Annotated in this window: 25 protein-coding genes; 15 read left to right on the top strand and 10 right to left on the bottom strand. The window is 46.0% G+C overall.

Annotated elements, in window-relative coordinates; genetic code table 11:
* Window positions 1-6 precede the first annotated feature (6 nt).
* On the top strand, window positions 7-1,035 hold the full coding sequence (locus ACYVGO_RS03875) for a methionine synthase (protein WP_460967648.1): 1,029 nt from the start codon (window positions 7-9) through the stop codon (window positions 1,033-1,035).
* A 119-nt stretch (window positions 1,036-1,154) separates the two neighbouring features.
* Here ACYVGO_RS03875 and ACYVGO_RS03870 read toward each other — a convergent pair whose 3' ends face one another.
* Together ACYVGO_RS03870 and ACYVGO_RS03865 are read right to left on the bottom strand one after the other, a co-directional pair.
* The gene (locus ACYVGO_RS03870; protein WP_460967646.1) at window positions 1,155-1,718 is read right to left on the bottom strand and encodes an acyl-CoA thioesterase; all 564 of its coding nucleotides are present in this window, start codon (window positions 1,716-1,718) and stop codon (window positions 1,155-1,157) included.
* A 167-nt stretch (window positions 1,719-1,885) separates the two neighbouring features.
* Entirely contained in the window at window positions 1,886-2,212 is a 327-nt protein-coding gene (locus tag ACYVGO_RS03865; protein WP_142770511.1) for a HesB/IscA family protein, read from the bottom strand.
* Between the two features lie 80 nt (window positions 2,213-2,292).
* Here ACYVGO_RS03865 and mce point away from each other — a divergent pair, with 80 nt between their 5' ends.
* From mce to ACYVGO_RS03845, 4 genes are read left to right on the top strand one after another with little or no spacing between them, the layout of a single operon-like run.
* On the top strand, window positions 2,293-2,700 hold the full coding sequence (mce, locus tag ACYVGO_RS03860; RefSeq protein ID WP_460967645.1) for a methylmalonyl-CoA epimerase: 408 nt from the start codon (window positions 2,293-2,295) through the stop codon (window positions 2,698-2,700).
* 7 nt (window positions 2,701-2,707) lie between these two features.
* Window positions 2,708-4,375, top strand: a complete 1,668-nt coding sequence (locus ACYVGO_RS03855; protein WP_460967643.1) for a M1 family metallopeptidase — start codon at window positions 2,708-2,710, stop codon at window positions 4,373-4,375.
* Window positions 4,376-4,413: 38 nt separating this feature from the next.
* On the top strand, window positions 4,414-5,535 hold the full coding sequence (locus tag ACYVGO_RS03850; RefSeq protein WP_460967642.1) for an AAA family ATPase: 1,122 nt from the start codon (window positions 4,414-4,416) through the stop codon (window positions 5,533-5,535).
* Window positions 5,532-6,149, top strand: a complete 618-nt coding sequence (locus tag ACYVGO_RS03845) for a hypothetical protein (RefSeq protein WP_460967640.1) — start codon at window positions 5,532-5,534, stop codon at window positions 6,147-6,149. The genes ACYVGO_RS03850 and ACYVGO_RS03845 overlap by 4 nt, the downstream gene beginning before the upstream one ends.
* Before the next feature lie 255 nt (window positions 6,150-6,404).
* On the opposite strand, the gene ACYVGO_RS03840 is transcribed toward ACYVGO_RS03845, so the two are convergent.
* Complete coding sequence (locus tag ACYVGO_RS03840; RefSeq protein WP_460967638.1) at window positions 6,405-6,812, bottom strand: hypothetical protein; 408 nt, start codon at window positions 6,810-6,812, stop codon at window positions 6,405-6,407.
* Window positions 6,813-7,060: 248 nt separating this feature from the next.
* Between ACYVGO_RS03840 and ACYVGO_RS03835 the strand changes: the two genes are divergently transcribed.
* A complete protein-coding gene (locus ACYVGO_RS03835) occupies window positions 7,061-8,452 on the top strand; it encodes a cystathionine beta-synthase (RefSeq protein ID WP_460967636.1) in 1,392 nt (463 codons plus the stop codon).
* Window positions 8,453-8,555: 103 nt separating this feature from the next.
* Here the strand turns inward: ACYVGO_RS03835 and rsgA are convergent, their stop codons facing one another.
* A complete protein-coding gene (rsgA, locus tag ACYVGO_RS03830) occupies window positions 8,556-9,482 on the bottom strand; it encodes a ribosome small subunit-dependent GTPase A (protein WP_210422430.1) in 927 nt (308 codons plus the stop codon).
* 56 nt (window positions 9,483-9,538) lie between these two features.
* The gene (locus ACYVGO_RS03825) at window positions 9,539-10,810 is read right to left on the bottom strand and encodes a 3-deoxy-D-manno-octulosonic acid transferase (protein WP_460967635.1); all 1,272 of its coding nucleotides are present in this window, start codon (window positions 10,808-10,810) and stop codon (window positions 9,539-9,541) included.
* Between the two features lie 58 nt (window positions 10,811-10,868).
* Here ACYVGO_RS03825 and ACYVGO_RS03820 point away from each other — a divergent pair, with 58 nt between their 5' ends.
* On the top strand, window positions 10,869-11,177 hold the full coding sequence (locus tag ACYVGO_RS03820; RefSeq protein WP_142770502.1) for a phosphoribosylpyrophosphate synthetase: 309 nt from the start codon (window positions 10,869-10,871) through the stop codon (window positions 11,175-11,177).
* A 54-nt stretch (window positions 11,178-11,231) separates the two neighbouring features.
* Window positions 11,232-11,561, top strand: coding sequence for a bacillithiol system redox-active protein YtxJ (ytxJ, locus tag ACYVGO_RS03815; protein WP_460967799.1), 330 nt, complete (start codon window positions 11,232-11,234; stop codon window positions 11,559-11,561).
* Window positions 11,562-11,659: 98 nt separating this feature from the next.
* Here ytxJ and folB read toward each other — a convergent pair whose 3' ends face one another.
* The 3 genes from folB to ACYVGO_RS03800 all read right to left on the bottom strand — a co-directional run bounded on the left by folB (window position 11,660) and on the right by ACYVGO_RS03800 (window position 13,991).
* Window positions 11,660-12,010 carry a dihydroneopterin aldolase gene (gene folB, locus ACYVGO_RS03810; protein WP_142770500.1) on the bottom strand — a complete coding sequence of 117 codons (351 nt, stop codon included), beginning with the start codon at window positions 12,008-12,010 and terminating at the stop codon, window positions 11,660-11,662.
* Between the two features lie 25 nt (window positions 12,011-12,035).
* Complete coding sequence (locus ACYVGO_RS03805) at window positions 12,036-12,950, bottom strand: DivIVA domain-containing protein (protein ID WP_460967632.1); 915 nt, start codon at window positions 12,948-12,950, stop codon at window positions 12,036-12,038.
* 117 nt (window positions 12,951-13,067) lie between these two features.
* Window positions 13,068-13,991: a WD40 repeat domain-containing protein gene (locus tag ACYVGO_RS03800; protein WP_460967630.1), complete on the bottom strand. Its 924-nt coding sequence runs from the start codon at window positions 13,989-13,991 to the stop codon at window positions 13,068-13,070.
* Window positions 13,992-14,175: 184 nt separating this feature from the next.
* Between ACYVGO_RS03800 and ACYVGO_RS03795 the strand changes: the two genes are divergently transcribed.
* Window positions 14,176-14,733, top strand: a complete 558-nt coding sequence (locus tag ACYVGO_RS03795; RefSeq protein WP_460967797.1) for a 4'-phosphopantetheinyl transferase family protein — start codon at window positions 14,176-14,178, stop codon at window positions 14,731-14,733.
* 94 nt (window positions 14,734-14,827) lie between these two features.
* On the opposite strand, the gene ACYVGO_RS03790 is transcribed toward ACYVGO_RS03795, so the two are convergent.
* A complete protein-coding gene (locus ACYVGO_RS03790) occupies window positions 14,828-15,703 on the bottom strand; it encodes a transglutaminase-like domain-containing protein (RefSeq protein WP_142770497.1) in 876 nt (291 codons plus the stop codon).
* A 130-nt stretch (window positions 15,704-15,833) separates the two neighbouring features.
* On the opposite strand from ACYVGO_RS03790, the gene galE reads away from it, so the two are divergent.
* The 6 genes from galE (at window position 15,834) to ACYVGO_RS03760 (ending at window position 22,162) form a co-directional block, all read left to right on the top strand.
* The gene (gene galE, locus ACYVGO_RS03785; RefSeq protein WP_460967628.1) at window positions 15,834-16,868 is read left to right on the top strand and encodes a UDP-glucose 4-epimerase GalE; all 1,035 of its coding nucleotides are present in this window, start codon (window positions 15,834-15,836) and stop codon (window positions 16,866-16,868) included.
* A 100-nt stretch (window positions 16,869-16,968) separates the two neighbouring features.
* The gene (gene rfbB, locus ACYVGO_RS03780) at window positions 16,969-18,030 is read left to right on the top strand and encodes a dTDP-glucose 4,6-dehydratase (protein WP_460967627.1); all 1,062 of its coding nucleotides are present in this window, start codon (window positions 16,969-16,971) and stop codon (window positions 18,028-18,030) included.
* A gap of 78 nt (window positions 18,031-18,108) precedes the next feature.
* Window positions 18,109-18,969 (top strand): glucose-1-phosphate thymidylyltransferase RfbA, encoded by an 861-nt coding sequence (rfbA, locus tag ACYVGO_RS03775; protein ID WP_142770494.1) that lies wholly within the window; start codon window positions 18,109-18,111, stop codon window positions 18,967-18,969.
* 398 nt (window positions 18,970-19,367) lie between these two features.
* A complete protein-coding gene (locus ACYVGO_RS03770) occupies window positions 19,368-19,784 on the top strand; it encodes a hypothetical protein (RefSeq protein ID WP_142770493.1) in 417 nt (138 codons plus the stop codon).
* Window positions 19,785-20,632: 848 nt separating this feature from the next.
* Entirely contained in the window at window positions 20,633-21,439 is an 807-nt protein-coding gene (locus ACYVGO_RS03765) for a sensor histidine kinase (RefSeq protein WP_142770491.1), read from the top strand.
* Between the two features lie 63 nt (window positions 21,440-21,502).
* Window positions 21,503-22,162 carry a response regulator transcription factor gene (locus tag ACYVGO_RS03760; RefSeq protein ID WP_142770490.1) on the top strand — a complete coding sequence of 220 codons (660 nt, stop codon included), beginning with the start codon at window positions 21,503-21,505 and terminating at the stop codon, window positions 22,160-22,162.
* A 59-nt stretch (window positions 22,163-22,221) separates the two neighbouring features.
* Here ACYVGO_RS03760 and ACYVGO_RS03755 read toward each other — a convergent pair whose 3' ends face one another.
* Window positions 22,222-23,010 carry an SDR family oxidoreductase gene (locus tag ACYVGO_RS03755; RefSeq protein ID WP_460967625.1) on the bottom strand — a complete coding sequence of 263 codons (789 nt, stop codon included), beginning with the start codon at window positions 23,008-23,010 and terminating at the stop codon, window positions 22,222-22,224.
* Window positions 23,011-23,141: the final 131 nt, after the last annotated feature.

The raw sequence follows: 23,141 nt of genomic DNA, 5'->3' as shown, positions 1-23,141 counted from the left end.
ACCATCGTGCAGCCCGTACCCATAAAAACCACCGTAGTCGGATCAATGCCCTTTCCGGGCTGGCTCGAATTTTCCAGCCAGCATCTCGGGCAGTTTGGCCCCGCCGACATCAATGAAATGATTGAAGATGCTGTTGTTGCATCCGTTCACGATCAGGTAGCCGCGGGTTTAGACGTCATCACCGATGGCGAGCAAACCCGCTTCGACTTCAATCTGTCGTTTTATGGCTATATCAATGGTATTCAGAACAACGAGACTGAATTGCGTCGGTTTGGACCGCCCGCACACGACCAGCGAGGAAAACATAACATCGTTGAACCACTGACTGCCCCTAACGGCTTGGGCGTTGTTGAAGAATACCTGCGCCTGAAACGGCTGGCCCCCGTAGGGCAGGGCATTAAAGTGTCCATTCCAGGCCCATACACGCTCAGTGGGCGATTATTGCCAGGTAGCCTGTACAAAGACCGATGGGAAGTAACGGAAGCCTTGTTGCCTCTTGTCAACAAGGAGATTGCTACGCTGGTTGAGCTGGGTGTGCCCGAGATTTGCGTGGACGAGCCCTCAATGTCGTGCTATGCGTATCGGGAGGATACCAAACGTTTTGTGGATATTTTCAACCGGACGGTAGCACCGGGCGTCGGTAAAACACGGCTTTCCATGCACCTGTGCTTTGGCAACTACAAAGGCCGGTCGGTGGGAAAGAAAACCATTGCCCCCATGCTCCCAGATTTTCTGGATATGACGGTCGATGAGCTTCATTCTGAAATGACCATCCTGAACTTCTCGGAAGTGAATTTACTAGAGCGCTTCGCCGAGAAGTTCGACGTAGCTGTAGGGGTTATCGACGTAAAAAGCTACTATATCGAAACCCCCGAAGACGTAGCTGAGCGCATTCGCAAATGCCTTCCCTATGTTCCCGCCGAAAAACTAGCTGTTGCCCCCGATTGTGGGTTGAGCCAAACCGCCCGCTGGGCCGCCAAACAAAAACTGATGAACATGGTGGCTGGGGCCAAGATTGTGCGGGGGGAGCTATAATTTTTGTCATTCCGACCTTAGCGGGGCGGCCCGTGCCGAGGAATCTCAATTTTCATAATGGTCAAGCTTGAGATTCCTCGGCACGGGCCGCCCCGCTAAGGTCGGAATGACAAAAATTACTATAAATTCAAGCTTAGACCATCCGCCAGTTCACAACGCTCATTCACTAATTTATCAACACTTTCATCGATCAGCATCTGCGTCTTGGCATTGTGAAAATACTCGGCGTTCATGATCCGAAGCTCTTTGCGTTTCATCGCTTCCAGAAAACGGCGAATGTCATCAGATGTTTCGAGCAGGAGCGGTGGCACCTCGGTCGGTTTTTCTTGATCGTCTTTCGCCACCATTGTGAAATAGCTGGTATTGGTGTGCTTTACACTGCCTATTCTCACATTCTCGGATATAACTTTAATGCCCACGACAAGCGACGTTCGGCCGACATAGTTAACCGAAGCCATCAGCGAAACCAGCTCCCCCACCTCAACCGGTTGCCGAAAATTAACCCCGTCGACGGAAACCGTTACACAATACTGACCCGCGTGTTTAGCCGCACAGGCATAAGCCACCTTGTCCATCAGCGACAGGAGTATACCCCCATGCACACGGCCGCCAAAATTGGCATAAGATGGAATCATCAGTTCGGTAAGTGTCGTGCGGGAATGGCTAACGGGCTTGGCGTTCATAACCGGGATTTTTGTGATTTAACTGACTGACTATGATTTTGTATTACAGGAATCATGTGCAATAAGGCACAAAAAACGAAGAAGCTAACCCGTTCGAGGTTAGCTTCTTCATAAAATCAAGAAATTCAGTCAAATCACAAAAATCCCGCGGGGCCGCCCGTGCGGTTTCAGACGGCGAAACTTTCACCGCAACCGCAAGTACGGCTGGCGTTGGGGTTTTTGAACTGGAATCCTTTGCCGTTCAGACCGTCCGAAAAATCAAGTTCGGTACCGGCCAGATAAAGCAGGCTTTTGCGATCTATCAGAATCTTAACGCCTTTATCTTCAACAACGTGGTCGGTTGGTTGCTGCGTAGCATCGAATTGAAGATCATACATCAGGCCCGAGCAACCGCCACCCTGTACGCCTACACGAATGGCGTAATTTTCGGCCAGGCCATCCTTCTGACGTAGTTCAACAATTTTGTTTTTGGCAATTTCTGAAACCGTAACCATAGTCGTAATCGAGTCAATGTTGACGCATATCAATGCTTTCTCTATAACTTTCGGCCAAACGGAAAAGTTCTTTAGAACACATGCTTACTAACGTCGAACACATCGGCATCGCCGTTCGCGACATTGCCGCGTCGAATGACTTATTTACGAAGTTATTGAATGTAGCGCCCTACAAAGCCGAGTCAGTTGCGGCCGAAGGGGTAACTACTTCCTTCTTTCAAGTAAACCAGACCAAAATTGAGCTCCTAGAAGCAACGAGCCCTGATAGTCCGATTGCAAAATTTCTGGAGAAAAAAGGGGAAGGAATCCACCACATAGCCTTTGAAGTAGATGACATTGAGGCTGAAATGACCCGGCTGAAATCGGAAGGGTTTACTGTCTTGAACGAAGTCCCCAAACGCGGAGCCGACAATAAATTAGTGTGTTTCCTGCACCCCAAAGGCACCAATGGCGTTTTGATTGAACTGTGTCAGGAAATTAAGGAGTAAACGGAGCATGAAGAAAAAAGAGAAAGCAATACTGGTTACCCTGTTCGTTTTAATTACGTCGGCCGTTCAGTGCCAGCAACCGGGCAACTTAGCCCGGTACACACAGCCCGGCGTTGATGTTCAAAATTATGCATTCTCGCTCACGCTGAGCGATTCGACCAACCAGATTAAGGGAGAAACTACCATTCGCTTTACCCGCGCCGACGACCGTCAAACCGTCTGGTTCGACTTGATTAGCCCTAAATCAGATTCTGCGCAACGGTCCGACGGGTCGGCGGGCATGAAAGTGCGTTCGGTGAGTCTTGCTGATGGAAAAGCAACACCATTCAGCCAGCGCAACGACCGGGTGTTTATCAACCTGCCTGCCGCTCCCAATCAACCAACGGAGCTGATTATTCGTTACGAAGGCACTCCAGCAAAAGGTCTGATCATTAGTCAAAACAAGTTTGGTGAGCGCACATTTTTTGGCGACAACTGGCCGAACAACGCCCGAAATTATCTACCCGTCGTGGATCACCCTTCCGACAAAGCAACCTGTTCATTTTCAGTCAATGCACCCGCTACCTATCGGGTCATTGCCAACGGCAAATTCGTAAACGAAAGCAACCTACCGAACGGCAGAAAGCTAACGCGCTGGCAGGAGAGTACGCCCATTCCGACGAAAGTAATGGTCATTGGTGCCGCCCGATTTGCGGTGGAGGAAGTTGGCTCGGTGAGTGGAGTACCCGTGCAAAGCTGGTTATATCCCAACGATAGCCAGAAAGGCTTTATTGACTATCGTCCGGCAAAGGAAATTCTGCAATACTTTATTGACAAGATTGGTCCCTATTCCTACGAGAAACTGGCCAACGTGGAATCCACTACGATTTTTGGGGGGATGGAGAACGCCAGTTGCATTTTCTACAACGAGAAAGTGATTGTGGGGCATAAGGATTCGGATGTGGAAGCCCTACTGGCGCATGAAATCGCCCACCAGTGGTTTGGCAACTCAGCTACCGAATCCGACTGGTCACAGCTTTGGTTAAGCGAGGGTTTTGCCACGTATTTTTCAGCCCTTTACCTCGAACATGCTTACGGAAAAGACACCCTCAACGCGGTACTGAATCAGAACAAAGGCCAGATTTTCCGGTTCTCAGCCCTAAAACCCAAAGGCACCGTTGTTGATTCGACCACGACGAACCTGATGGATTTACTGAACCCGAACTCCTATCAGAAAGGCGGCTGGGTGCTGCACATGCTCCGGAATGAAATCGGTGATGAGGCATTCTGGAAAGGGATTCGCGCCTATTATGCAGCCTACCGCAACCGCAACGCCCAATCCAGCGATTTGCAGGCTGTGATGGAAACGGCCTCGGGCAAGAAATTAGGGCAGTTTTTCCAGCAATGGCTCTATCAACCCGGCTATCCTGAACTTGTGTGGGGTTCAAGCTACGACGCCACTAAAAAGGCTCTGGTGATTGATGTTCGGCAGGCACAGCGAACGGGCGCGTTTTTTGTCGTACCGCTCACATTCAGCATCCGCGATAGCAACGGCCGCGAACTCACCCGAACCGCCCGCCTGACCATGACCGAGCAAACCCAGACATTCACGATTCCGCTGGCAACCAAACCCGGCTCCGTCGCCATCGACCCCGACAACACCGTGTTGATGCGATCTACCGAAATGGGCAAGTAAAGGAATTACTTAACTTGCCCACAAATAACTTTACAACCATGCTCAAGCGCGTTTCCATCCAGAACTTCAAGAGCCTAAAAGACGTCACACTCGAGCTTCAAAAAGTCAATTTGCTAATCGGCCCGAATAACTCGGGTAAGACGAATTTCTTGAAGGCGCTGGAGTCGTTTTCTTTTGACGGTTTAAGATCTCAAAATATCGACGTTTTAGAAGCAGTAAGCCATAAACACAAAAGGGTAGATATTACTTATGAGTTTGACTATTTACCTGAATCTAATGGGTATATGATGAGAAGTAATAGCGCAAAGAACGTGAGTTTATATCACTGTATTCAAAAGTCAGTTATTCAAATTGAACCTGGGCAGCAAAGGATTGAAAACATATTTGATGATTGGTTTATAGATGATGAGTTCAATGAAAAAATAGAAAATTTAAGTCCTAATGTTTCTAGAAGAGAGTTTTTTGAATTTATTAATACTAAGATTTATAGACCAGACCCGTCAAAACTTGTTCAGCAAGTAAAATTTTCAGCAGATCAAGTAGAATTATCGGCAGACTGCTCAAACTTAATTTCATTCTATTTTTATGTCGATAGCAATTTCAAACGGAATGCAAAAAAAATCCAAGATGATCTAACTAAATGTATTCCTGAAATTGCCTATTTCACTTTACCACCCGTAAAAGTTGGAAATGAAAGTATGCTGGGATTACGTTTTTTTGACAAAGACGAAAATAGTTACCGGGCTGATGAAGTATCCGAAGGAGTTTTATACTTTCTTGCCCTCCTATGCATCATAAACCAACCCAATCCCCCTAAACTTCTTCTTCTCGAAGAACCAGAAAAAGGCATTCATCCACGCCGTATCTGGGAAGTCATGAAGCTTATTTTCCAATTAGCAGAGGAGAAAGACATTCAAGTAATTTTAACAACTCATAACGAGCACATTGTTAATACGTTCTCGACAATTCCAGAATCCGTATTTGTCTTCGACAAAGACGACGATGGAGCTACTTACGTGCGAAATCTCCAAAAAGACATTATTGATGTAACAGACAGAAAGAGTGAAGAATTGGGTTTAGATAAAATCGACCTTACATCTAATTTGGGGGAGAACTGGCTTTATGGTTTAATAGGTGGTGTTCCATCAGATGAGCTATGAAGACAAATAAGCGGCTCGATTATACACTTATTGCCGAAGGATATACAGAATACGCATTCATACCGACTTACTTACGATTAATAGCCGAACAATATAAAATTCAGGCAGTGCGGAGTAAACTGGGCTTCAAAGGGCAAAATGCAGGTAAATCAAAAGTACTGAAAGAGGCAGAGCCAATATCCACAACTGCAATTTTACAAAATCACCAACTGATTGTAATAGGTGTTGACCTAGATGCCGTAGACTATGAACGAGAGCAGCCTAAACACACGGCCGAGTGTGATCTGGTACTAAAGGCATTAGGTAAAACCCATAAAAATTATGGAAACCGAATTGTCCATTTTGTCACAGTTCAGGCTATCGAACAATGGTTGGCCTACCAGGCTTATAAAATTGGTTTAGCCGAAAAATTTCTCGAGAACAGCCAGGAAAGTAAGCATCAAAGTGAATTGAAAAAGTTGCTGTATGGCCCCAAAGACAATGGCCCTAATATGGACCGTGTAGCCGAAAAAATAGCAACATCTGCAGACTTCAACGAGCTCGCCAAGCAATCCCGCAGTTTTGCCCATTTTCATAAGCAGGTAACAGCCTTTCTAGCTCAGTATAGCAAGTAGAAAAGAACTAAAGCCATTAAATTAGTCCGCCCGTTCCATGCCGTAGGTATGGTATGTTTATAGAAAACGGCCTCCTATGCGTGATCAAGCATGCCGTAGGTATGCAACCCATTCCGAATATTGCATACCTACGGCATGCCAATTAATCAATGGGCGTCCTGTTTCTATAAACATTCGATCCCTACAGGATCTGGAAACACCAAAAACCAGCCACGGCCTCATGACCGTGGCTGTTATATAAAAACCACCTCTCAATTAGTTGAGCGTAATGGTGCGGGCTGCTGTCTGGGCTGGTTGAGTCGACAGTTTAACCGGATAAACCGTTGCATCGGTGCCAGACGTAATCTCAACTTTGTAATCGCCATCAGTCAGTTCCGATAAGTCGAACTGAAATCGGACATTACCCTGCTTTTTGCCAACCAACTGCTTTCCCAGCAATGTACCATCAGTCGATTTCAGCGAAATGATCATTGGTTGACCTGGCGTCCGCTCCACGAAAACATTCAGTCGGGATGGTTTTGATGATGGGAAAACGGCCACTTTGTACGAATTTGTCGTAACGGGCGCCATCGCCGATTTGGTTGGTGTTGTAGTCGCAGGTGATGCGAATGTGGCCGTGCTCAGGAGCAAGGCAGTCACTAAAGATTGAACAAACGTTTTCATGATGTTTTAGTAGTTGTTGTTTATAAAAGGAACAGAACAAAGGTATACCGTGGTAAAACGCTCATAAACAGACGTATGCATGAGCAAGCGAAAATGCTAGCTGAACAGGTATAAATTGCTGACGAATCGTTGGATAGGTTGAGATTGCTGACAAGGGAATTCCTCAAACGAACTTCCTCCTTCTGGCGTTATCGGTATAAACCACAGAACTGAACCCTATATCCTGGCTTCAATGCCAGTTCATCAACATGAACTACTACAATTCCATCATCGACACCATTGGCAATACCCCTCTGGTGAAACTCAACAAAGTCACGAAAGGCATTCGGGGCACAATTCTGGCGAAAGTCGAATATTTTAACCCCGGCAATTCGGTGAAAGACCGCATTGCCGTACGCATGATCGAGGATGCTGAAGCGCGGGGCGTATTAAAACCAGGAGGAACTATCATCGAAGGCACCAGTGGCAATACGGGTATGGGACTGGCATTGGCGGCTATTGGAAAAGGCTACAAATGCATTTTTACGATGGCCGACAAACAATCGCAGGAGAAGATCGATATTCTGCGGGCTGTTGGCGCAGAAGTTGTTGTTTGCCCCACAAACGTTGCGCCCGACGATCCGCGTTCGTACTACTCCGTTGCCAAGAAACTCAATCGGGATATACCCAACTCGCTTTATCCTAACCAATATGATAACCCCGCCAATACGGCCGCGCATTACGAAACCACCGGGCCCGAAATCTGGCGCGATACCGACGGAAAAATCACCCACTTCGCGGCTGGCGTGGGAACCGGCGGCACCATTTGCGGTACATCGAAATTCCTGAAAGAACAGAACCCCGATGTAGTATCCATTGGCCTGGACACCTACGGCTCCGTCTTTAAGAAATACAAGGAAACAGGCATTTTCGACGAAGGCGAAATATATCCGTACCTGACAGAGGGCATCGGCGAAGACATTTTGCCGCAAAACGTCGATTTTAGTGTCATTGATCACTTCGTAAAAGTTACCGATAAAGATGCGGCCATCATGGCCCGTCGGCTATCCCGCGAAGAGGGTTTATTTGTAGGTTGGTCATGCGGTACGGCGGTGCATGGCGCACTGGAATGGGCCAAGGAAAACCTCACCGACGAGGATGTACTGGTGATTCTGCTACCCGACCATGGTACGCGCTATCTCGCCAAGATTTACAACGATACCTGGATGAAGGATCACGGTTTTCTGGAAGATCGTGCCTTTAAAACCGCCCGCGACATCATTCATCACAAAAACGGCAGCAGCTCAAATCGCCAGTCGCAGCTAACAACCATCGGTACGGCCGTATCCGTGAGTCAGGCCATTCAGGTATTGAATCGGCACAGCATTTCGCAGATTCCGGTTACGGACGAGAATGGGCATATCGTTGGCAGCCTGACCGATTCAACCGTGTTAAATCGGCTGATCGAAGACCCAGCGGTAAAGGATCACCCAGTCAGTGAAGTCATGGACAAGCCCTTTAAGTTTGTGGGTCTGGATAACACCATAGACGCCCTCTCATCGCTGATTGACCGTGATAACAAAGCGCTGCTCGTCCGCGACGAAAAAGAGCAGGTACACATCATTACACAAGCTGATTTGCTGGCGGCCATGACGAATTAATGGTTAATGAATAATGGTTAATGTAAAATGTATAATGGGTATGCAGGTAGCTCCATTAACCATTATTCATTTTACATTAACCATTATTCATTAACTATTACAATTACCGCCGGTTATCTCCGCCCTCAATCATGCTCAGGTAGCTCATGTAGCGGCTTTCGGCGATTTCGCCCTCGGCGACAGCCTCTTTAATGGCGCAGCCGGGTTCGTTGAAGTGCAGGCAATTGTGAAAACGGCACTGATTCAGGCGATCCCGCATTTCGGGGAAATAATGGCTGACCTCTTCCTTCGAGGTATCCATCAGGCCCAGTTCTTTTATCCCCGGCGTGTCGATAATGTACGTATTGGGAGCCAGTTCAAACATCTCGGCGAAGGTCGTTGTGTGCACGCCTTTATTGGCAAACGAAGACACTTCATTGGTCCGAAGATTTAATTCGGGCGCAATAGCATTCACAAGCGAGGATTTCCCCACCCCCGAATGCCCCGATAAAAGCGTAACTTTTTGGTCCAATAGCTGCCGAAATGTTTCGACGCCTTCTCCTTCAGTGGCCGAAGTAGCTATGCATTTATAGCCAATTCGCTCGTACAAATCCATGATTTCCTGCTGGTATTCCAGCCCTTCGTCATTCAGGATATCAACCTTATTGAATACAATGGTAATTGGAATTCGAAATGATTCTGCCGATACCAGAAACCGATCAATGAAACCCAGCGATGTACGGGGCATAGCCAGCGTTGCCAACATGATAGCCTGGTCGAGATTGGCAGCCAGAATATGCCCGTGCGCCGTTTTATGGACAGATTGGCGAATGATATAGTTTTTTCGGGGCGAAATGTCCGAAATGACCGCCGTATTTTCGGCTTCATCTTCAACCTCAAATACGACCCAATCACCTACGGCAATGGGGTTAGTAACCTTCAGGCCTTTTAATTTGAATTTACCTTTCAGCCGACCCTGAAAAATATGCCCGTCTGTGTTACGAATTTCGTACCAGGAGCCGGTGGAACGTATGACTAAGCCTTTTTGCATAATAGTTTAAACACAGAGGGCACAGAGAAAAGTGTGCAGAGAAAACGGAGAACTAATTACGTTGTGCGCTCCGTGAATTTCTCTGTGTTCTCCGTGTTTAGAAAGAATTTTACCACATCCATAACCTTCCCTGTCGCGCCAATGTTCCTTAGCACATAATTGCGGCTTATCTGGGCTGCTTCTGATGAATCGGTATACTGTCTGGAGAAAGCAACTGATAAGTCCGTTGTGCTGCTGATTGGAAAGGCTGCGCCTTCATTCACTAGATCAACAGCTTCCTGATACTTAGCGTAGTCAGGGCCAAAAAACACCGGTACACCAAAGGTGGCGGCTTCCAGGCTGTTGTGCAATCCTTGTTTGAAGGCCCCGCCAATGTAGGCAAACTCGCCGTATTGATACAGTGACGTTAGCATTCCAACATTGTCAATGAAAAGAATATCGGCCTGCGTAACGCTGACTTCATCGGTTTGCGAAAACCGCACCGAAGGCTTTATGAGCTGTGCCCGCCAGCGTTCGATTTCGGCGTCATGAATCTCGTGGGGCGCAATAATTACCTTCAGAGGTTTGTCGAACGCGTTCAAAAATGGAATCAACACATCCATGTCCTCCGGCCAGGCGCTGCCCACAACAAGCAACGGTTTACTATTTTTGAATGCAGCGGCTACGGGGATTTCTTTCTTTGCAGCCGCCACCTGTGCTACCCGGTCAAAGCGCGTATCGCCTGCAAGTGTGACCTGGGTAATATCAATGCTTTTTAACAGATCAACCGACTCCTGGTTTTGAACCAGGATATGATCGAAATACCTGAGTAAGTTTCTATAAAAACTACCCCAAGGTTTGAAAAAGAGTTGATCAGGACGAAAAATGGCCGAGAATGAAATGACTGCAACATTAGCCTGTTTCAACTCACGGAGATAATTGTACCAGAATTCATACTTAATAAAAAACGCAATAGAAGGCTTTACGATCGCAACAAATTGACGGGCGTTGCCGGGCGTATCGGCAGGTAAATAGATGATGCAATCAGCGCCTTCATAGTTTTTACGTACTTCATAACCCGATGGTGAAAAGAAGGTAAGCAGAACTTTATAGTCTGGATATTGCGTCCGAAATGCTTCGATAACGGGTCGCCCCTGCTCAAACTCACCCAGCGAGGCCGCATGAAACCAGGCAATAGACTGTTTGTTACCGTCGAATTGCTGATGTAATTTAGTCGTCCAGTCACGCCGACCGTCAACCCATTTCCGCGCTTTTGGGTTAACCGAAGCGGCCAGGCGTACAAATTGCTGAAAAACAAAAATACCTGTATTATAGAATCCCGAAAACAAGCTATTATGCGGTTAGTTTACTAACAAAGCTACACACTCTCAATCAAACCGCCGATTCATGAAAACCTACGACACACTTACCGAAGCGCTCGACGGACTCCGCCAGGAGGGTTTTACTCAGGATTATAACCTAAAACACGATCACTTACATTGCCAGCCCGACGATATTGAACTACGGCCCGCCGACTTCGATATCGTTGATGTCTACCGCTTTGAGGGCATGACTGACCCCGGTGATGAGACCGTATTATATGCGATTGAAGCAAAGAATGGGAACAAAGGAACATTAGTTGATGCGTATGGTGTTTATTCAGAAGCTGTCTCGCCCGAAATGGCGGAGAAGCTCCGTTATACACCTGAGAATTAACGAACTTTTTAGCATCAAAAATGCTTTTACGCCAACAGAATGTATGTTGATACAATGAACTGGAACAAACTAACGAGCGAAGCTCAACTTGATACCATTAAAGCAGAGTCGGTAAAGCACCCAATTCTGATTTTTAAGCATAGCACAAGTTGTTCGATAAGCCATATGGCGCTCAGTCGTATGGAGCGTAATTGGAACGACCAGCTTGGTGTTAAGCCGTACTACCTGGACTTACTGGCTAATAAGCCAATATCCCGACAAATCGAAAGTGTATTTGGGGTTGAGCATGAGTCGCCCCAGGTGTTGCTGATTCGTAACGGCGAGTGCATTTACGATGCCTCACACATGGCTATTTCATTTGCTGGTTTACAGCAGGCAGTTTAATACAAGTACTAGGAGCGAGGAGGTAGAAGTGAGGAGGGCTGACGCGAAAACACAGACGCGTCAGCCCTCCTCACTTCTACCTCCTCGCTCCTAGTACTTTATTCTTTCAACGTAATCTTTGCCCGGTGGCAAACGCCACCAATGGGCGGATTAAATTTGGATACACTCACTTCAACAGCCTCTAGATCGGCGTATTTTGCGCGTATTTCCTGAATGATTTGATGGGCTATATGTTCGAGTAACCGTGCCGGTTGCTGCATAACAGCGAACGTAATCCGATACAAATCTTCATAGTTCACTGTAGCACTCAGTCTATCGCGCCGGGCGGCCTCCGAGAAATCGGCGGTTACAATTATATCAACCGAATACTTGTTGCCAATTTTCTGCTCCTCATCGTAAAAACCGTGGTAGGAGAAAAACTCAAGCCCTTCTAAAGCGATTGTTCCCATAAGTTAAGACGCAATTCTACCAGCATTAAATCTGGTCGAAAAATGAGCCGGTTTTTTTAGGCTCTGGTTCCTCTGTCGTTTCGTTTATTGCCGACTCTGGTTCCGCTGTATTTACTTCGGCCAATACAGACTCAGGTGTATGCTCGATAGCAGAGTCTACATCCTCAACAGCCTGACCAGCTTCTGACTGAGTACCCTGAATGGCCTCGTCTACTTTTTCAGACAGCTCATTATCTTCCGGAATAGCCTCTGGAATAAACTTGTCCCGTTCAATAAGCGGGGGCAAATCAGCCGCATCGCTGCCAACGGGTTCGGCAGAAGCTTCAACGGGTGTTTCGTTCTTCGCAGTATCGTCGTTCTGCTTCAATTCATCCTGAATTTGCGAAGACACCTCGTCGATTTTCCCCTTCAGATTTTGCTTGCTGAATTTTTTCTCGAAGCGCTCCACACTATCCACCGCATTACTGGCAAGGGTACGAATTTGAGCCGCCAAGTTATCTTTATAGCCCTCCAGTGCCTTAAAATCGTGTTCTAACGATTTCAGGTCATTCAGGATATTATCTTTCAAATAGCGCGCCTGATTTTCAGCATCCTGAACCATCAGAGCCGTACGCTTTCGGGCATCGGCCAGAATATCGTCAGCTTTCTGCTTGGCTTCATTAATGTATTTTTCACCGGCCGTATTAGCCTGTTCCGTAATCTGCGCGCTGTTATCTTCGGCCGATTTAAGGGTACGGAACAGGGTCATTTCAATTTCTTTCAACTTGCCCAGCTCTTTTTCAGCCAGTTCAAGCTGCATTTTCAACATTTTATATTCGCCGGTTACACGCTCCCATTCCTGAGAGAGTGAAACCAGAAAGGCATCAACATCTTCGGTTCTATAACCGCGCAACCCTTTTTCAAATGTGTGTTGCCGGATTTCAATGGGCGTAATTTTCATTGGTGCGCTTCGTGTTTTAATGAGTTACTGATTGTCAGATAAAGGTGAAATAACAGCCATTCTACGGATTTTACAAAAAATAGGCCGAAAAATAGGCTATTCCTAGCCTGTACCAGACTATGCGTTCAATTTCCATACCGAAATCGTACGATCATCGCTGGCCGAAAGGAGCTGTTGTGTATCAGTCCACAGGAGTTTATTAATGGATGTACCATGTCCGGCATGCCGGGCTCGATCCACTACTTTTAACAACCGATACGTTTCGGTATCCCAGATTTTAATGGATTTATCCATACTTGCCGTTGCCAGTAAGCGGCCATCTGGGCTGAATGTCAGGTGATTTATTGCAAACATATGCGCCACAATATCATTATGTAACGCATAATTTTTCTCTACATCCCATACTTTCAAATGGGCATCACGCCCGGCCGTTAATAGATAGCGGAAGTCAGGAGAATAGGTAAGTGTGAAGACAGAATTCGTATGCGCTGGAATAATGCGCTTAAGCGTATAGGTCATTAAATCAAAAATACGTACCGCATTATCACTATACCCTACGGCCAGTTCGCGCTCTACCGGATTTACGGCTATACATCGTGCCGATTGATCCGATGCTTTCAAATGTTTTTTTATCACCAACTTGTCGGCATCTACTATCGCAATTACGCCATCTGACAGCGCGACAAAGGCATCATTTTTATAGAATTTTATATCAAAAATGGCAGCAGATGTTAATTTCAGCGAGGCTACTTCTTGCTTAAGTACAGAGTCAATTACATGAATACCTTCATAATTCTGGCCAACCCATAATAATCCATTGTTTGGATACAGAGCAAGTGCATAAACCGATGCGGGTACGGTAGCGATCAACTCTCCTAAATCAGGGCGGTCTAATCGCCATCGTACAACTTGCCCATCCCCGCCGGTTGAAAAAAACTGATTGGCCGAGAAGTCACGTTCAAGTGTGTAAACGGGCTCCCGATGCCCTCCAAATGTATCTATTTTCTCTACAATCACTTTATTGATAAGTCTAGCGGGCATAATTCGCTATGTATACTAACTTCATGGACCAGATTTCTGACCCTAAGTTATCAAAGTTGACAGCCAAAGGTCGCTAAACCTTTCTTTTTGTCGAACGACTTCCGACTTTTGGCTTGTGAGTTTACAAATAAACATAAACGATGACTGTGTTTTGGTACTCCGTGCCATTACAGAAGACGAACCAATGCTCCGGCTAGGTTTGCCATTAACCATCGTGGAGCGGGAAGAGCTGGCCCGTATTACCCATCCTTCTCAACGAATTGAATGGCTGGCGTGTCGGGTAGCCATCCGGCAGTTGACCGAAGCACAGGGTTTACTATACCGGGGATTACAAAAGGATGAGTTCGGCAAGCCTTCGCTGATTGGAACACCCTGGCATATTTCACTCTCGCACACGAGCGGCTGGGCGGCTGCGGTACTGCATCGGTCCCGGCCCGTGGGTATCGATATTGAGCCTATTCGAGAGCAGTTTAAGCGGGTAGTGCCACGCGTTTTATCAGCAGAAGAAAATACGCATGCCGCAAATGACCCTAATCGTCTGGCTGTTTATTGGTGCGCTAAAGAAGCACTATATAAACTTTATGGAAAACGCCAGCTAACCTTCCGCGAGCATCTGCATGTTGAGCCCTTTACCGATGGTGCCGAAGAACTCATTGGCCATGTGCGCTTACCTGATCATGAAGAACAACTGACAATCCGATGTTTTCAAGCGGGACCAGGCCTGTTGGCAGTGGCGTTTTAGTTTTAAATGTATAATGGTTAATGTACAATGAATAATGGCGGTTACGTCTTTCATTATTCATTGTACATTAACCATTATACATTTAACATTATTCTCACCGTTGCGTATAATCCGATAGCGGCAATCCATCGCCATCATCCCGGACAGCATTAAGAATCTGTTCTACCTCCTGAACTCGTTCGGTATCCCCATTCTTCTCAAAGGCCAGCGTTAGGTTGCGCAATACCCGCCGAACAATATCTGCATTGGTACAAGGCTGATAGAAAGTTTCTAAGCGCTTGATATTTAACTGATCGATATACTGGTCAATATCCTTTGTCGTGAACACCAGACCCCGGTTAAAGACATTGATATAAAACTGAACGCCACTGTTGTTTTTATACGTAAGTACAAACAGGTTCGGCAGATTCACGCCATAAACGGGCAGATTCAATCGTTTGGCAATGAGCATATACAGTACACAAAGCGTAATTGGATTTCCCCGACGCGATTCGAGTACCTGATTGATCATTGAGTTAGCTGGCGAATGAAAATGCTTTGTGTTTGGCGCAAACTTCAGTTTGGAGAAAAAGGCAGTATTCATCGCCTTAATCTGCTCGTCGGGATGCATATCGGCTTTAAAATCCACCCAAACGTCGTAGAACAATTGCTCTACATCCTGCCTGAGTTTGTTAAGCGATAAGTCAGGGTACTGATAGGTAGCTACGATCCAGAGCCCTTCCAACAAGTCCATGGCGCCACCATTTTTCCAGTCGCGCATCCGATCCAATACAGACTCGTACTGAAGATCGTGAATAATTTCTTCGATTCGTTTTTGTAGCGTGGAATTGAAACTTCCCTCCCATTCGGTTTCTAAAAGTGGGATCATTTGCCCACCCATTTGCCGAATTCGCTGTTCAACATGCTCTACAACCTCCTGATCTTCGTCGTCTAAGAGCGAAATAAGGGCCTTCAATTCGTTGTCGTTCATGCGTTTGTACCGATTTGCAGGATAACCCCAGAATAAATACTGCTTTCGTAAACCTCCTGAATATACTACTTTTGTCGGGTTGTACGAGTTGCTATGCTAAAGTAATAACAAAATTTTTATATAAAACGGTTTGACACCTACAGGCACTTCCCCCAAAATTCTGGTTACTGGCGGAGCCGGTTTCATTGGCTCCCATACAGTTGTTTCGTTGGTTGAAGCCGGTTTTGAGCCGGTTATTGTCGATGACTTTTCCAACTCTGAACGCTCGGCCCTCGATGGATTGCGTGCCATTCTGGGCCGGGATGTAACGTGTTACCCTGTCGACTGCAATGACGCTGTTGCCATGGATGATATCTTTCAAAAAGAATCTCCTCTTGGCGTTATTCATTTTGCGGCATACAAAGCGGTTGGCGAATCGGTGGCTAAACCCCTGAAATACTACCGCAACAATCTCGATTCGTTGTTATTACTTCTGGAATTGATGCCGAAGCACAACGTGAAAAATCTTGTATTTTCGTCGTCCTGCACGGTTTATGGGCAACCTGAGCAGTTGCCGGTAACGGAAGAGACCCCCCGGCTACCAGCGCAGTCGCCTTACGGCAATACAAAGGCAATTGGCGAAGACATACTTCGCGACGCTGTGCGTGCAAACGTACCTGTTAAGGTGATGGCTCTTCGGTATTTCAACCCTATTGGCGCGCATCCATCGGCACAAATCGGCGAATTACCACTGGGTGTGCCAGCTAACCTGGTGCCTTTTATCACGCAAACAGCCGCTGGCATTCGTTCTAGTTTGACAGTTTATGGCAACGATTACCATACGCCAGACGGCACTTGCATTCGTGATTATATTGATGTGATGGACCTGGCAGATGCGCACGTACAAGCGCTACGAAAACTGAACGAGGATACGGCCGAAGCTAGCTATGATGTCATTAATATTGGCACAGGCCGGGGGGAGACTGTACTGAATGTCATTAAAACGTTTGAACAGGAAACGGGCGTCGATCTAAATTACGTAATTGGACCTCGTCGACCGGGTGATGTTGAGCAAGTGTATGCCGATGTCTCAAAAGCCAATACCGTATTAGGCTGGACAGCCCGTCGTTCGTTAGCCGAATCGTTACGCGATGCCTGGCGGTGGCAGCAGAAATTAAGTTTGTAGTTTGTCATTCGAAGTTTAGTGTTGTTCACCAGTATATTCATCTGTTTTCCACCAACTTCAAACAAAAAACTACAGACATCAAACGTCAACCTTACATAAAATGAAACTTCTTATTACTGGTGGTGCCGGCTTCATCGGATCGCATGTTGTCCGCCTATTCGTTACAAAATACCCTGAATATCAGATTTATAATCTTGATGCGCTGACCTACGCCGGAAACCTGGCGAATCTGTCAGATATTGAGCATTCACCGAATTACACGTTTATTAAGGGCGACATTACCGATGCGAAATTTCTGGAGGATATGTTCGCCGAAATGGAATTCGATGGAGTCATTCACCTGGCGGCCGAATCGCACGTTGACCGGTCCATAACAGACCCTATGTCCTTTGTGATGACTAACGTTGTTGGAACGGTAAACCTGCTCAATGCTGCTAAAAATAGCTGGAAGGACAGCGCATCAGGCTTTGAAGGCAAACGTTTCTACCACGTCTCAACCGACGAAGTATATGGATCATTGCACAATCCGGAAGATTTCTTTACTGAAGAAACCGCCTACGATCCACAATCACCCTATTCGGCCTCGAAAGCCGCTTCTGATCACTTTGTTCGGGCTTATGGTAATACGTACAAGCTGCCTGTCGTGCTGTCGAACTGTTCCAATAACTACGGCCCGAATCACTTCCCGGAAAAGCTGATTCCGCTGATGATTCACAACATCCAGACAAACAAGCCATTGCCAGTATACGGCAAAGGAGAAAATGTTCGCGACTGGTTGTTTGTGGTGGATCACGCCCGCGCTATTGACGCCGTTTTTCATACCGGTAAACTGGGCGAAACGTATAACATTGGTGGCTTCAACGAGTGGAAAAACATCGATCTGGTTCATCTGCTATGCCAGATTATGGATCGCAAATTAGGAAGACCCGAAGGAACGTCGGCTCAACTTATTACCTACGTAACAGACCGTGCCGGACACGACCTGCGCTACGCCATTGATGCTCATAAAATTATGAATGAGCTGGGCTGGCAACCCTCGCTTCAGTTTGAAGAAGGCCTGGAAAAAACGGTTGACTGGTTCCTGGCTAATCAGGAATGGTTAGACAACGTCACATCGGGCAATTATCAAAGCTATTATCAGGGAATGTACGCAAATCGTTAAAGGGCATAGAGCGCGGAGCAATGAGCAGGGAATACGCCTTTCGCTCCTTGCCCCACGCTCCTTGCACCATGCTAAACTATGAAAGGAATTATTCTTGCCGGGGGGTCTGGCACACGTCTTCATCCGCTTACACTCGCTGTGTCGAAACAGTTGATGCCGGTCTATGACAAGCCGATGATTTATTACCCGCTCTCGATTTTGATGTTAGCGGGGATCAACGATATTCTTATTATTTCCACGCCCCACGACCTGCCCCATTTCGAGAAGCTTCTGGGCGATGGAACGCGACTTGGCTGTAAGTTCAGCTACGCTGTTCAGCCTAGCCCCGATGGATTAGCGCAGGCGTTTATCATTGGCGAAGAATTTATCGGCAATGACAAAGTAGCCCTCGTTCTCGGCGACAATATTTTCTATGGGTCAGGCTTATCAAAATTACTCCAGGCCAACAATGATCCTGACGGTGGCGTGGTATATGCCTACCAAGTGCATGATCCAGAGCGCTATGGTGTTGTGGAATTTGATGCGGATTTCAATGTATTATCTATTGAAGAGAAGCCGGACAAACCCAAGTCGAACTATGCAGTGCCGGGTCTATATTTTTATGATAATGACGTTGTTAACATTGCCAGGAATATTAAACCATCGCCCCGGGGTGAGCTGGAAATTACAGATATAAACCGAGTGTATCTGGAGCAGGGCAAACTAAAAGTTGGTGTTCTGGATCGGGGAACGGCCTGGCTCGACACGGGTACGTTTGAATCGTTGATGCAGGCTGGCCAGTTTGTTCATGTCATTGAAGAACGGCAGGGCTTAAAAATTGGCTGCCCAGAAGAGATTGCTTACCGGATGAAATTTATTACCGCTGACCAGTTGGCCACCATCGCCCAGCCATTGGTAAAAAGCGGTTACGGTGCTTACCTGTTGAATTTACTCAAATAGGTTCGTTCATGTAGAGCTATAAAAAAACGCCGAGGCAGTTGCTTCGGCGTTTTTTGTTGACCTAACCTATGAGAAATGTTGTTGCAATGACTGCTTATCAGCATACATCATCAGCTACAGCACAAAGGTAGCCCCCAGGCCAGTATCGATTTGAGCGAAGAAACACCGGTTTTCGATAGCTTAAATTGAACAGGCAAAAGTCCGCACTTTAGTACGTAGAACTACGCATTAACAAGTAAACCAGGTGGATCAATTCACTGTATACCAGCATATTATATCAACGCAATAGATTTTTGCATCTGTTGCTATCCCCTTGGACTTATCGTAAATTAGCCATTGCTTTCCGATTATGTCCATCCAGAAACAACCTCTATTACCCACTTTTACCCCTTTTTCTAATGAATGACTCTGTTTTCCATGAAAATGCTGGGCGCTTTCTCAAAGCGGAAGAAACCCAGTCAATGAAAGACGCTTACCACAGCAGTAAATTAGCTTGTGGTCATAAAAAAGATGAGTACACACGCTCAGAATTTTTCGGGATTAACCGAGTGAATCAGCTACTCAAGCAGCCAGGCTGTGTAGGTATTCGTATTCATTATGGTAATCGGTGGGAAGATGAAAATGGCAAACCTACCGAGCCAGGGAAAGGCAAACTTAATCCACGTGTTCTGCTAACAGGTGTAGATGGCCGGGGTCGTGATTTACCAGCTTATACAGGTCATGGTGGACTCAAAGATGACGGCGGTGATGGCAGCGAATTAGGAACCGTAGGAGACGGGTTCCCGTGCCCACAACACTGTGGAGGAAGTAATTAACTTATTTATACTATTATGTTTGAGAGGCTACTACTATTATGCGAAAAATATCCTTTAGATTTTATCGCATATTTAAGTAGTGGCCTACCCATTATTTTTGGATTATTTCGTTATAAATACCTCTCATTAACGTCAAAACTTATTATTATATTCTTTCTATGTTATTTTACTATTGAAGCATTTGGCACTTGGCTATCCATTTTAAAAAAGAATAATTTATACTTACAAAATATTGAAATAGCGGTAAATATAGTAATATTACTAGCCTTCGGGCTTTCATGTTTTCAATCTATTCGCTGGAAACAGATTTCATCTATTTTAGCAGTTTTTTGTCTACTCATCAGCTTTGTAACTTACCAGAGTAATGCAGTCTCCTCAGTAAGTTTATCTATTTTTCGGTTATATGCATTATTTTTTTGCTTGTCATACTTCAATAAAATTTTGACTGATGTTAGGGTAAAAAACATATTACTTCATACGCTATTCTGGTTTACAACAGGCTTACTTATCTATTCAGCAGGTACCTTTTTTATTATGCTGTTTAGTGAATATTGGTATAAAGATGAAAATAAAGTTTCTGCTGAAGTATTTGATAGATATTGGAATGCAAACCAGTTACTATTTATTTTCTTCAGTGTACTATCCGCGTATGGGCTTTGGGTTAGTAAATACGATCAGGAGAACCTGATTTAGCAACGCTTAAAGGTGATAAAAATAGTTAATAACCTACTTTCCTGAAATACGCCCTTAAACGGTACCGATAACTAAATCGCACATATAACCCATTGACATTCAGACCTAAATTAATCAATTTTGCTTCATTCTGATTGCGCGTAAACAAATTTCCAATGGACGCTGGTTTTGTAATTGCTGTAGGTACGGCCGTACTATTGATGATGGCGGTGTTCATCATCATTTTCGTGGCCTATTACCAGCAAAAGCAGGCTAAACAGCAGTTGGCTTTTAAAGAATTACAGGCCCAGCATCGACGGGATTTGATGGCAGCCACGTTCCGAGGGCAGGAAGAAGAGCGCAAACGGCTTGCCGAAGATATGCACGATGGGATTGGTACCATGTTGTCAATCACCAAAATGAGCCTGAATCAGTTAGAACAGCAGTTGGGTGGCGAGGTAAAGGTTGGGTTTCAGTTTCAGAAAACCCGCTCCATGATCGACGAAACCATGACCAATGTCCGGCGCATTAGCCGTAATCTGGTGCCAACAACGCTCGAGCGATTTGGCCTGCTGGCGGCCCTCGAAGAATTAACTGACCGGGCTACAGATAGCGAAACGGAAGTTCAATTAATTTATCCCGAATCTGATCTGCACTTTCCGCCCACGCTTGACCTAATGCTGTACCGGATTGCTCAGGAATTGATCAATAATGCAATCCGGCATGCTCGCGCCAGGCATATTGTTGTTCAGGTCTTTACCTTCGAAAAAGAGATTCGGTTATCGGTAATGGATGATGGGGTGGGCTTTGACTTCGATGCTGTTATGGAAAACAAACAGGGAGGATTGGGGCTTCGCAACATTGAGAGCCGACTGAATGTCGTGAACGGACACGTGACGTTCGATGTAGCGCCCGGTCGTGGCTCACAGATTCATGTGCAGGTTCATCTGCATGATGCACAGCCTGTTGATTTAATGAGTTAATTTGTTTGCCGAATGGTCAATTTATACGACTCATACGGCAACAGGTGCTAACTCTTCTCCTCTATGCGAAAAATTAAACTGGCCCTCTGCGACGACCATACTTTATTTCGTGTCGGAATGGCCACCATTCTTGGCCAGATTCATGATTTCGAATTGATTCTGGAAGCAGGCAATGGACAGGAACTCATCGAGAAAATTCCCCGAAAAATGCCTGATGTAGTGCTCCTTGACCTGCAAATGCCGGTTATGGATGGCACCGCTACGGCCGACTTCCTACGTGAAAATTATCCACTCATTAAAATAGTGGTGTTAACCATGCACGATGAAGATAGGATGGTATTACACCTCTTAGAAAAAGGGGTTAGCGGCTATCTGCTTAAAGATGCGGAAGCAGGAGAGGTTGAAAAAGCCATTCGAAAAGTGATCGATGAGGGCGTTTACCTGAATGAGTTTGTCTCGAAAGCGATGCTTCGTAAAATGACAAACAAACCTAATGCGACGAAACCGGTCAATGCCTTTTACAACAGTAAAATTTTACTTTCAGAACGCGAGAAAGAAGTGCTAATGCTGATTTGTGAAGGTCTTTCGACCAATGAAATCAGCGAGAAAATATTCCTCAGTCCCCGTACCGTTGAAGGGCATCGCCTACGGATTCTAGAAAAAACCGGCACAAAAAATACGGCTGGCATGGTCGCTTACGCGTTCAAGAATAACTTAGTTTAAATGTCGATAGTCGCAGTCATTCGTGTATCAAAGTACTACTGGCTGACGGCTATCGATTCCTATAGACTTCCCGTTTTTCCGCCATCTACCGGAACATTAATGCCATTGATTGATGCAGCAGCGGGTGTGCACAGAAAAGCAACAGCGGCCGCTACTTCTTCAGGGGTAACAAACCGCCCGGTCGGAATTTCACTTTCCATCTGAATAGCCACTTCTGCCTTTGATTTACCAGATGTTTTGGACCTCATTGCCAGAACGGCCTCTAAACGCCCTGTTTGTGTATAACCAGGCAATACATTATTAACGGTAATACCAAAGCGGGCTATTTCCAACGATAAGGTTTTCGCCCATTGAGCCACGGCTCCGCGGATGGTATTCGAGACGCCTAATCCGACAATTGGCTGCTTAACCGAAGTGGAGATAATATTGACGATACGCCCATAGCCTGCTTGTTTCATGGCAGGAACAACAGCCTGAACCAACGTCTGGTTGTTGAGCAGATGATTATGAAATGTTTGCACAAACTCGTCAGCTTTAGCATCAATTAGTGGCCCACCAGCCGGTCCTCCTGTATTATTAATGAGAATATGCATCTCGGGAAATACGGCCAAATACTCGGCAATAGCTTTTGCCACGGCACCCGGTTGGCTAAAATCGGCCACAATATACCGATGCACTTGGTCCTTCTCGGTATTTAACTCGGTCAGGGTTTTCTTTAATGTTTCCTCATTACGAGCTACTAAGACAACAGTAGCCCCCAGGAGAGCCAGTTCTATAGCAGTAGCACGGCCAATTCCCTGCGTGCTCCCACAAACAAGGGCAGTTTTATCAGTTAGGTCAAGATTCATAGGACAAACAAATTTCGTAATTCAATGTATGTTTCTCTGGGGCTACTCTGGTAAAAACGTCTAAATGGCGACAATAGCTTAGACCAACGTCATTTTAAAGCTACCAGTCATCCATACAAACGAGGAGCAAA

It is taken from the genome of Spirosoma migulaei (genome assembly GCF_054776855.1).
The sequence above is the reverse complement of the archived record's forward strand: the minus strand, read 5'-3'. Positions and strand labels throughout refer to the sequence as shown.

Coding starts and splice junctions, on each gene's coding strand:
- ACYVGO_RS03870 (WP_460967646.1), bottom strand. CDS start 1,718: ATGAACGCCAAGCCCGTTAGCCATTCCCGCACGACACTTACCGAACTG.
- ACYVGO_RS03865 (WP_142770511.1), bottom strand. CDS start 2,212: ATGGTTACGGTTTCAGAAATTGCCAAAAACAAAATTGTTGAACTACGT.
- mce (WP_460967645.1), top strand. CDS start 2,293: ATGCTTACTAACGTCGAACACATCGGCATCGCCGTTCGCGACATTGCC.
- ACYVGO_RS03855 (WP_460967643.1), top strand. CDS start 2,708: ATGAAGAAAAAAGAGAAAGCAATACTGGTTACCCTGTTCGTTTTAATT.
- ACYVGO_RS03850 (WP_460967642.1), top strand. CDS start 4,414: ATGCTCAAGCGCGTTTCCATCCAGAACTTCAAGAGCCTAAAAGACGTC.
- ACYVGO_RS03845 (WP_460967640.1), top strand. CDS start 5,532: ATGAAGACAAATAAGCGGCTCGATTATACACTTATTGCCGAAGGATAT.
- ACYVGO_RS03840 (WP_460967638.1), bottom strand. CDS start 6,812: ATGAAAACGTTTGTTCAATCTTTAGTGACTGCCTTGCTCCTGAGCACG.
- ACYVGO_RS03835 (WP_460967636.1), top strand. CDS start 7,061: ATGAACTACTACAATTCCATCATCGACACCATTGGCAATACCCCTCTG.
- rsgA (WP_210422430.1), bottom strand. CDS start 9,482: ATGCAAAAAGGCTTAGTCATACGTTCCACCGGCTCCTGGTACGAAATT.
- ACYVGO_RS03820 (WP_142770502.1), top strand. CDS start 10,869: ATGAAAACCTACGACACACTTACCGAAGCGCTCGACGGACTCCGCCAG.
- ytxJ (WP_460967799.1), top strand. CDS start 11,232: ATGAACTGGAACAAACTAACGAGCGAAGCTCAACTTGATACCATTAAA.
- folB (WP_142770500.1), bottom strand. CDS start 12,010: ATGGGAACAATCGCTTTAGAAGGGCTTGAGTTTTTCTCCTACCACGGT.
- ACYVGO_RS03805 (WP_460967632.1), bottom strand. CDS start 12,950: ATGAAAATTACGCCCATTGAAATCCGGCAACACACATTTGAAAAAGGG.
- ACYVGO_RS03800 (WP_460967630.1), bottom strand. CDS start 13,991: ATGCCCGCTAGACTTATCAATAAAGTGATTGTAGAGAAAATAGATACA.
- ACYVGO_RS03795 (WP_460967797.1), top strand. CDS start 14,176: ATGCTCCGGCTAGGTTTGCCATTAACCATCGTGGAGCGGGAAGAGCTG.
- ACYVGO_RS03790 (WP_142770497.1), bottom strand. CDS start 15,703: ATGAACGACAACGAATTGAAGGCCCTTATTTCGCTCTTAGACGACGAA.
- rfbB (WP_460967627.1), top strand. CDS start 16,969: ATGAAACTTCTTATTACTGGTGGTGCCGGCTTCATCGGATCGCATGTT.
- rfbA (WP_142770494.1), top strand. CDS start 18,109: ATGAAAGGAATTATTCTTGCCGGGGGGTCTGGCACACGTCTTCATCCG.
- ACYVGO_RS03770 (WP_142770493.1), top strand. CDS start 19,368: ATGAATGACTCTGTTTTCCATGAAAATGCTGGGCGCTTTCTCAAAGCG.
- ACYVGO_RS03765 (WP_142770491.1), top strand. CDS start 20,633: ATGGACGCTGGTTTTGTAATTGCTGTAGGTACGGCCGTACTATTGATG.
- ACYVGO_RS03760 (WP_142770490.1), top strand. CDS start 21,503: ATGCGAAAAATTAAACTGGCCCTCTGCGACGACCATACTTTATTTCGT.
- ACYVGO_RS03755 (WP_460967625.1), bottom strand. CDS start 23,010: ATGAATCTTGACCTAACTGATAAAACTGCCCTTGTTTGTGGGAGCACG.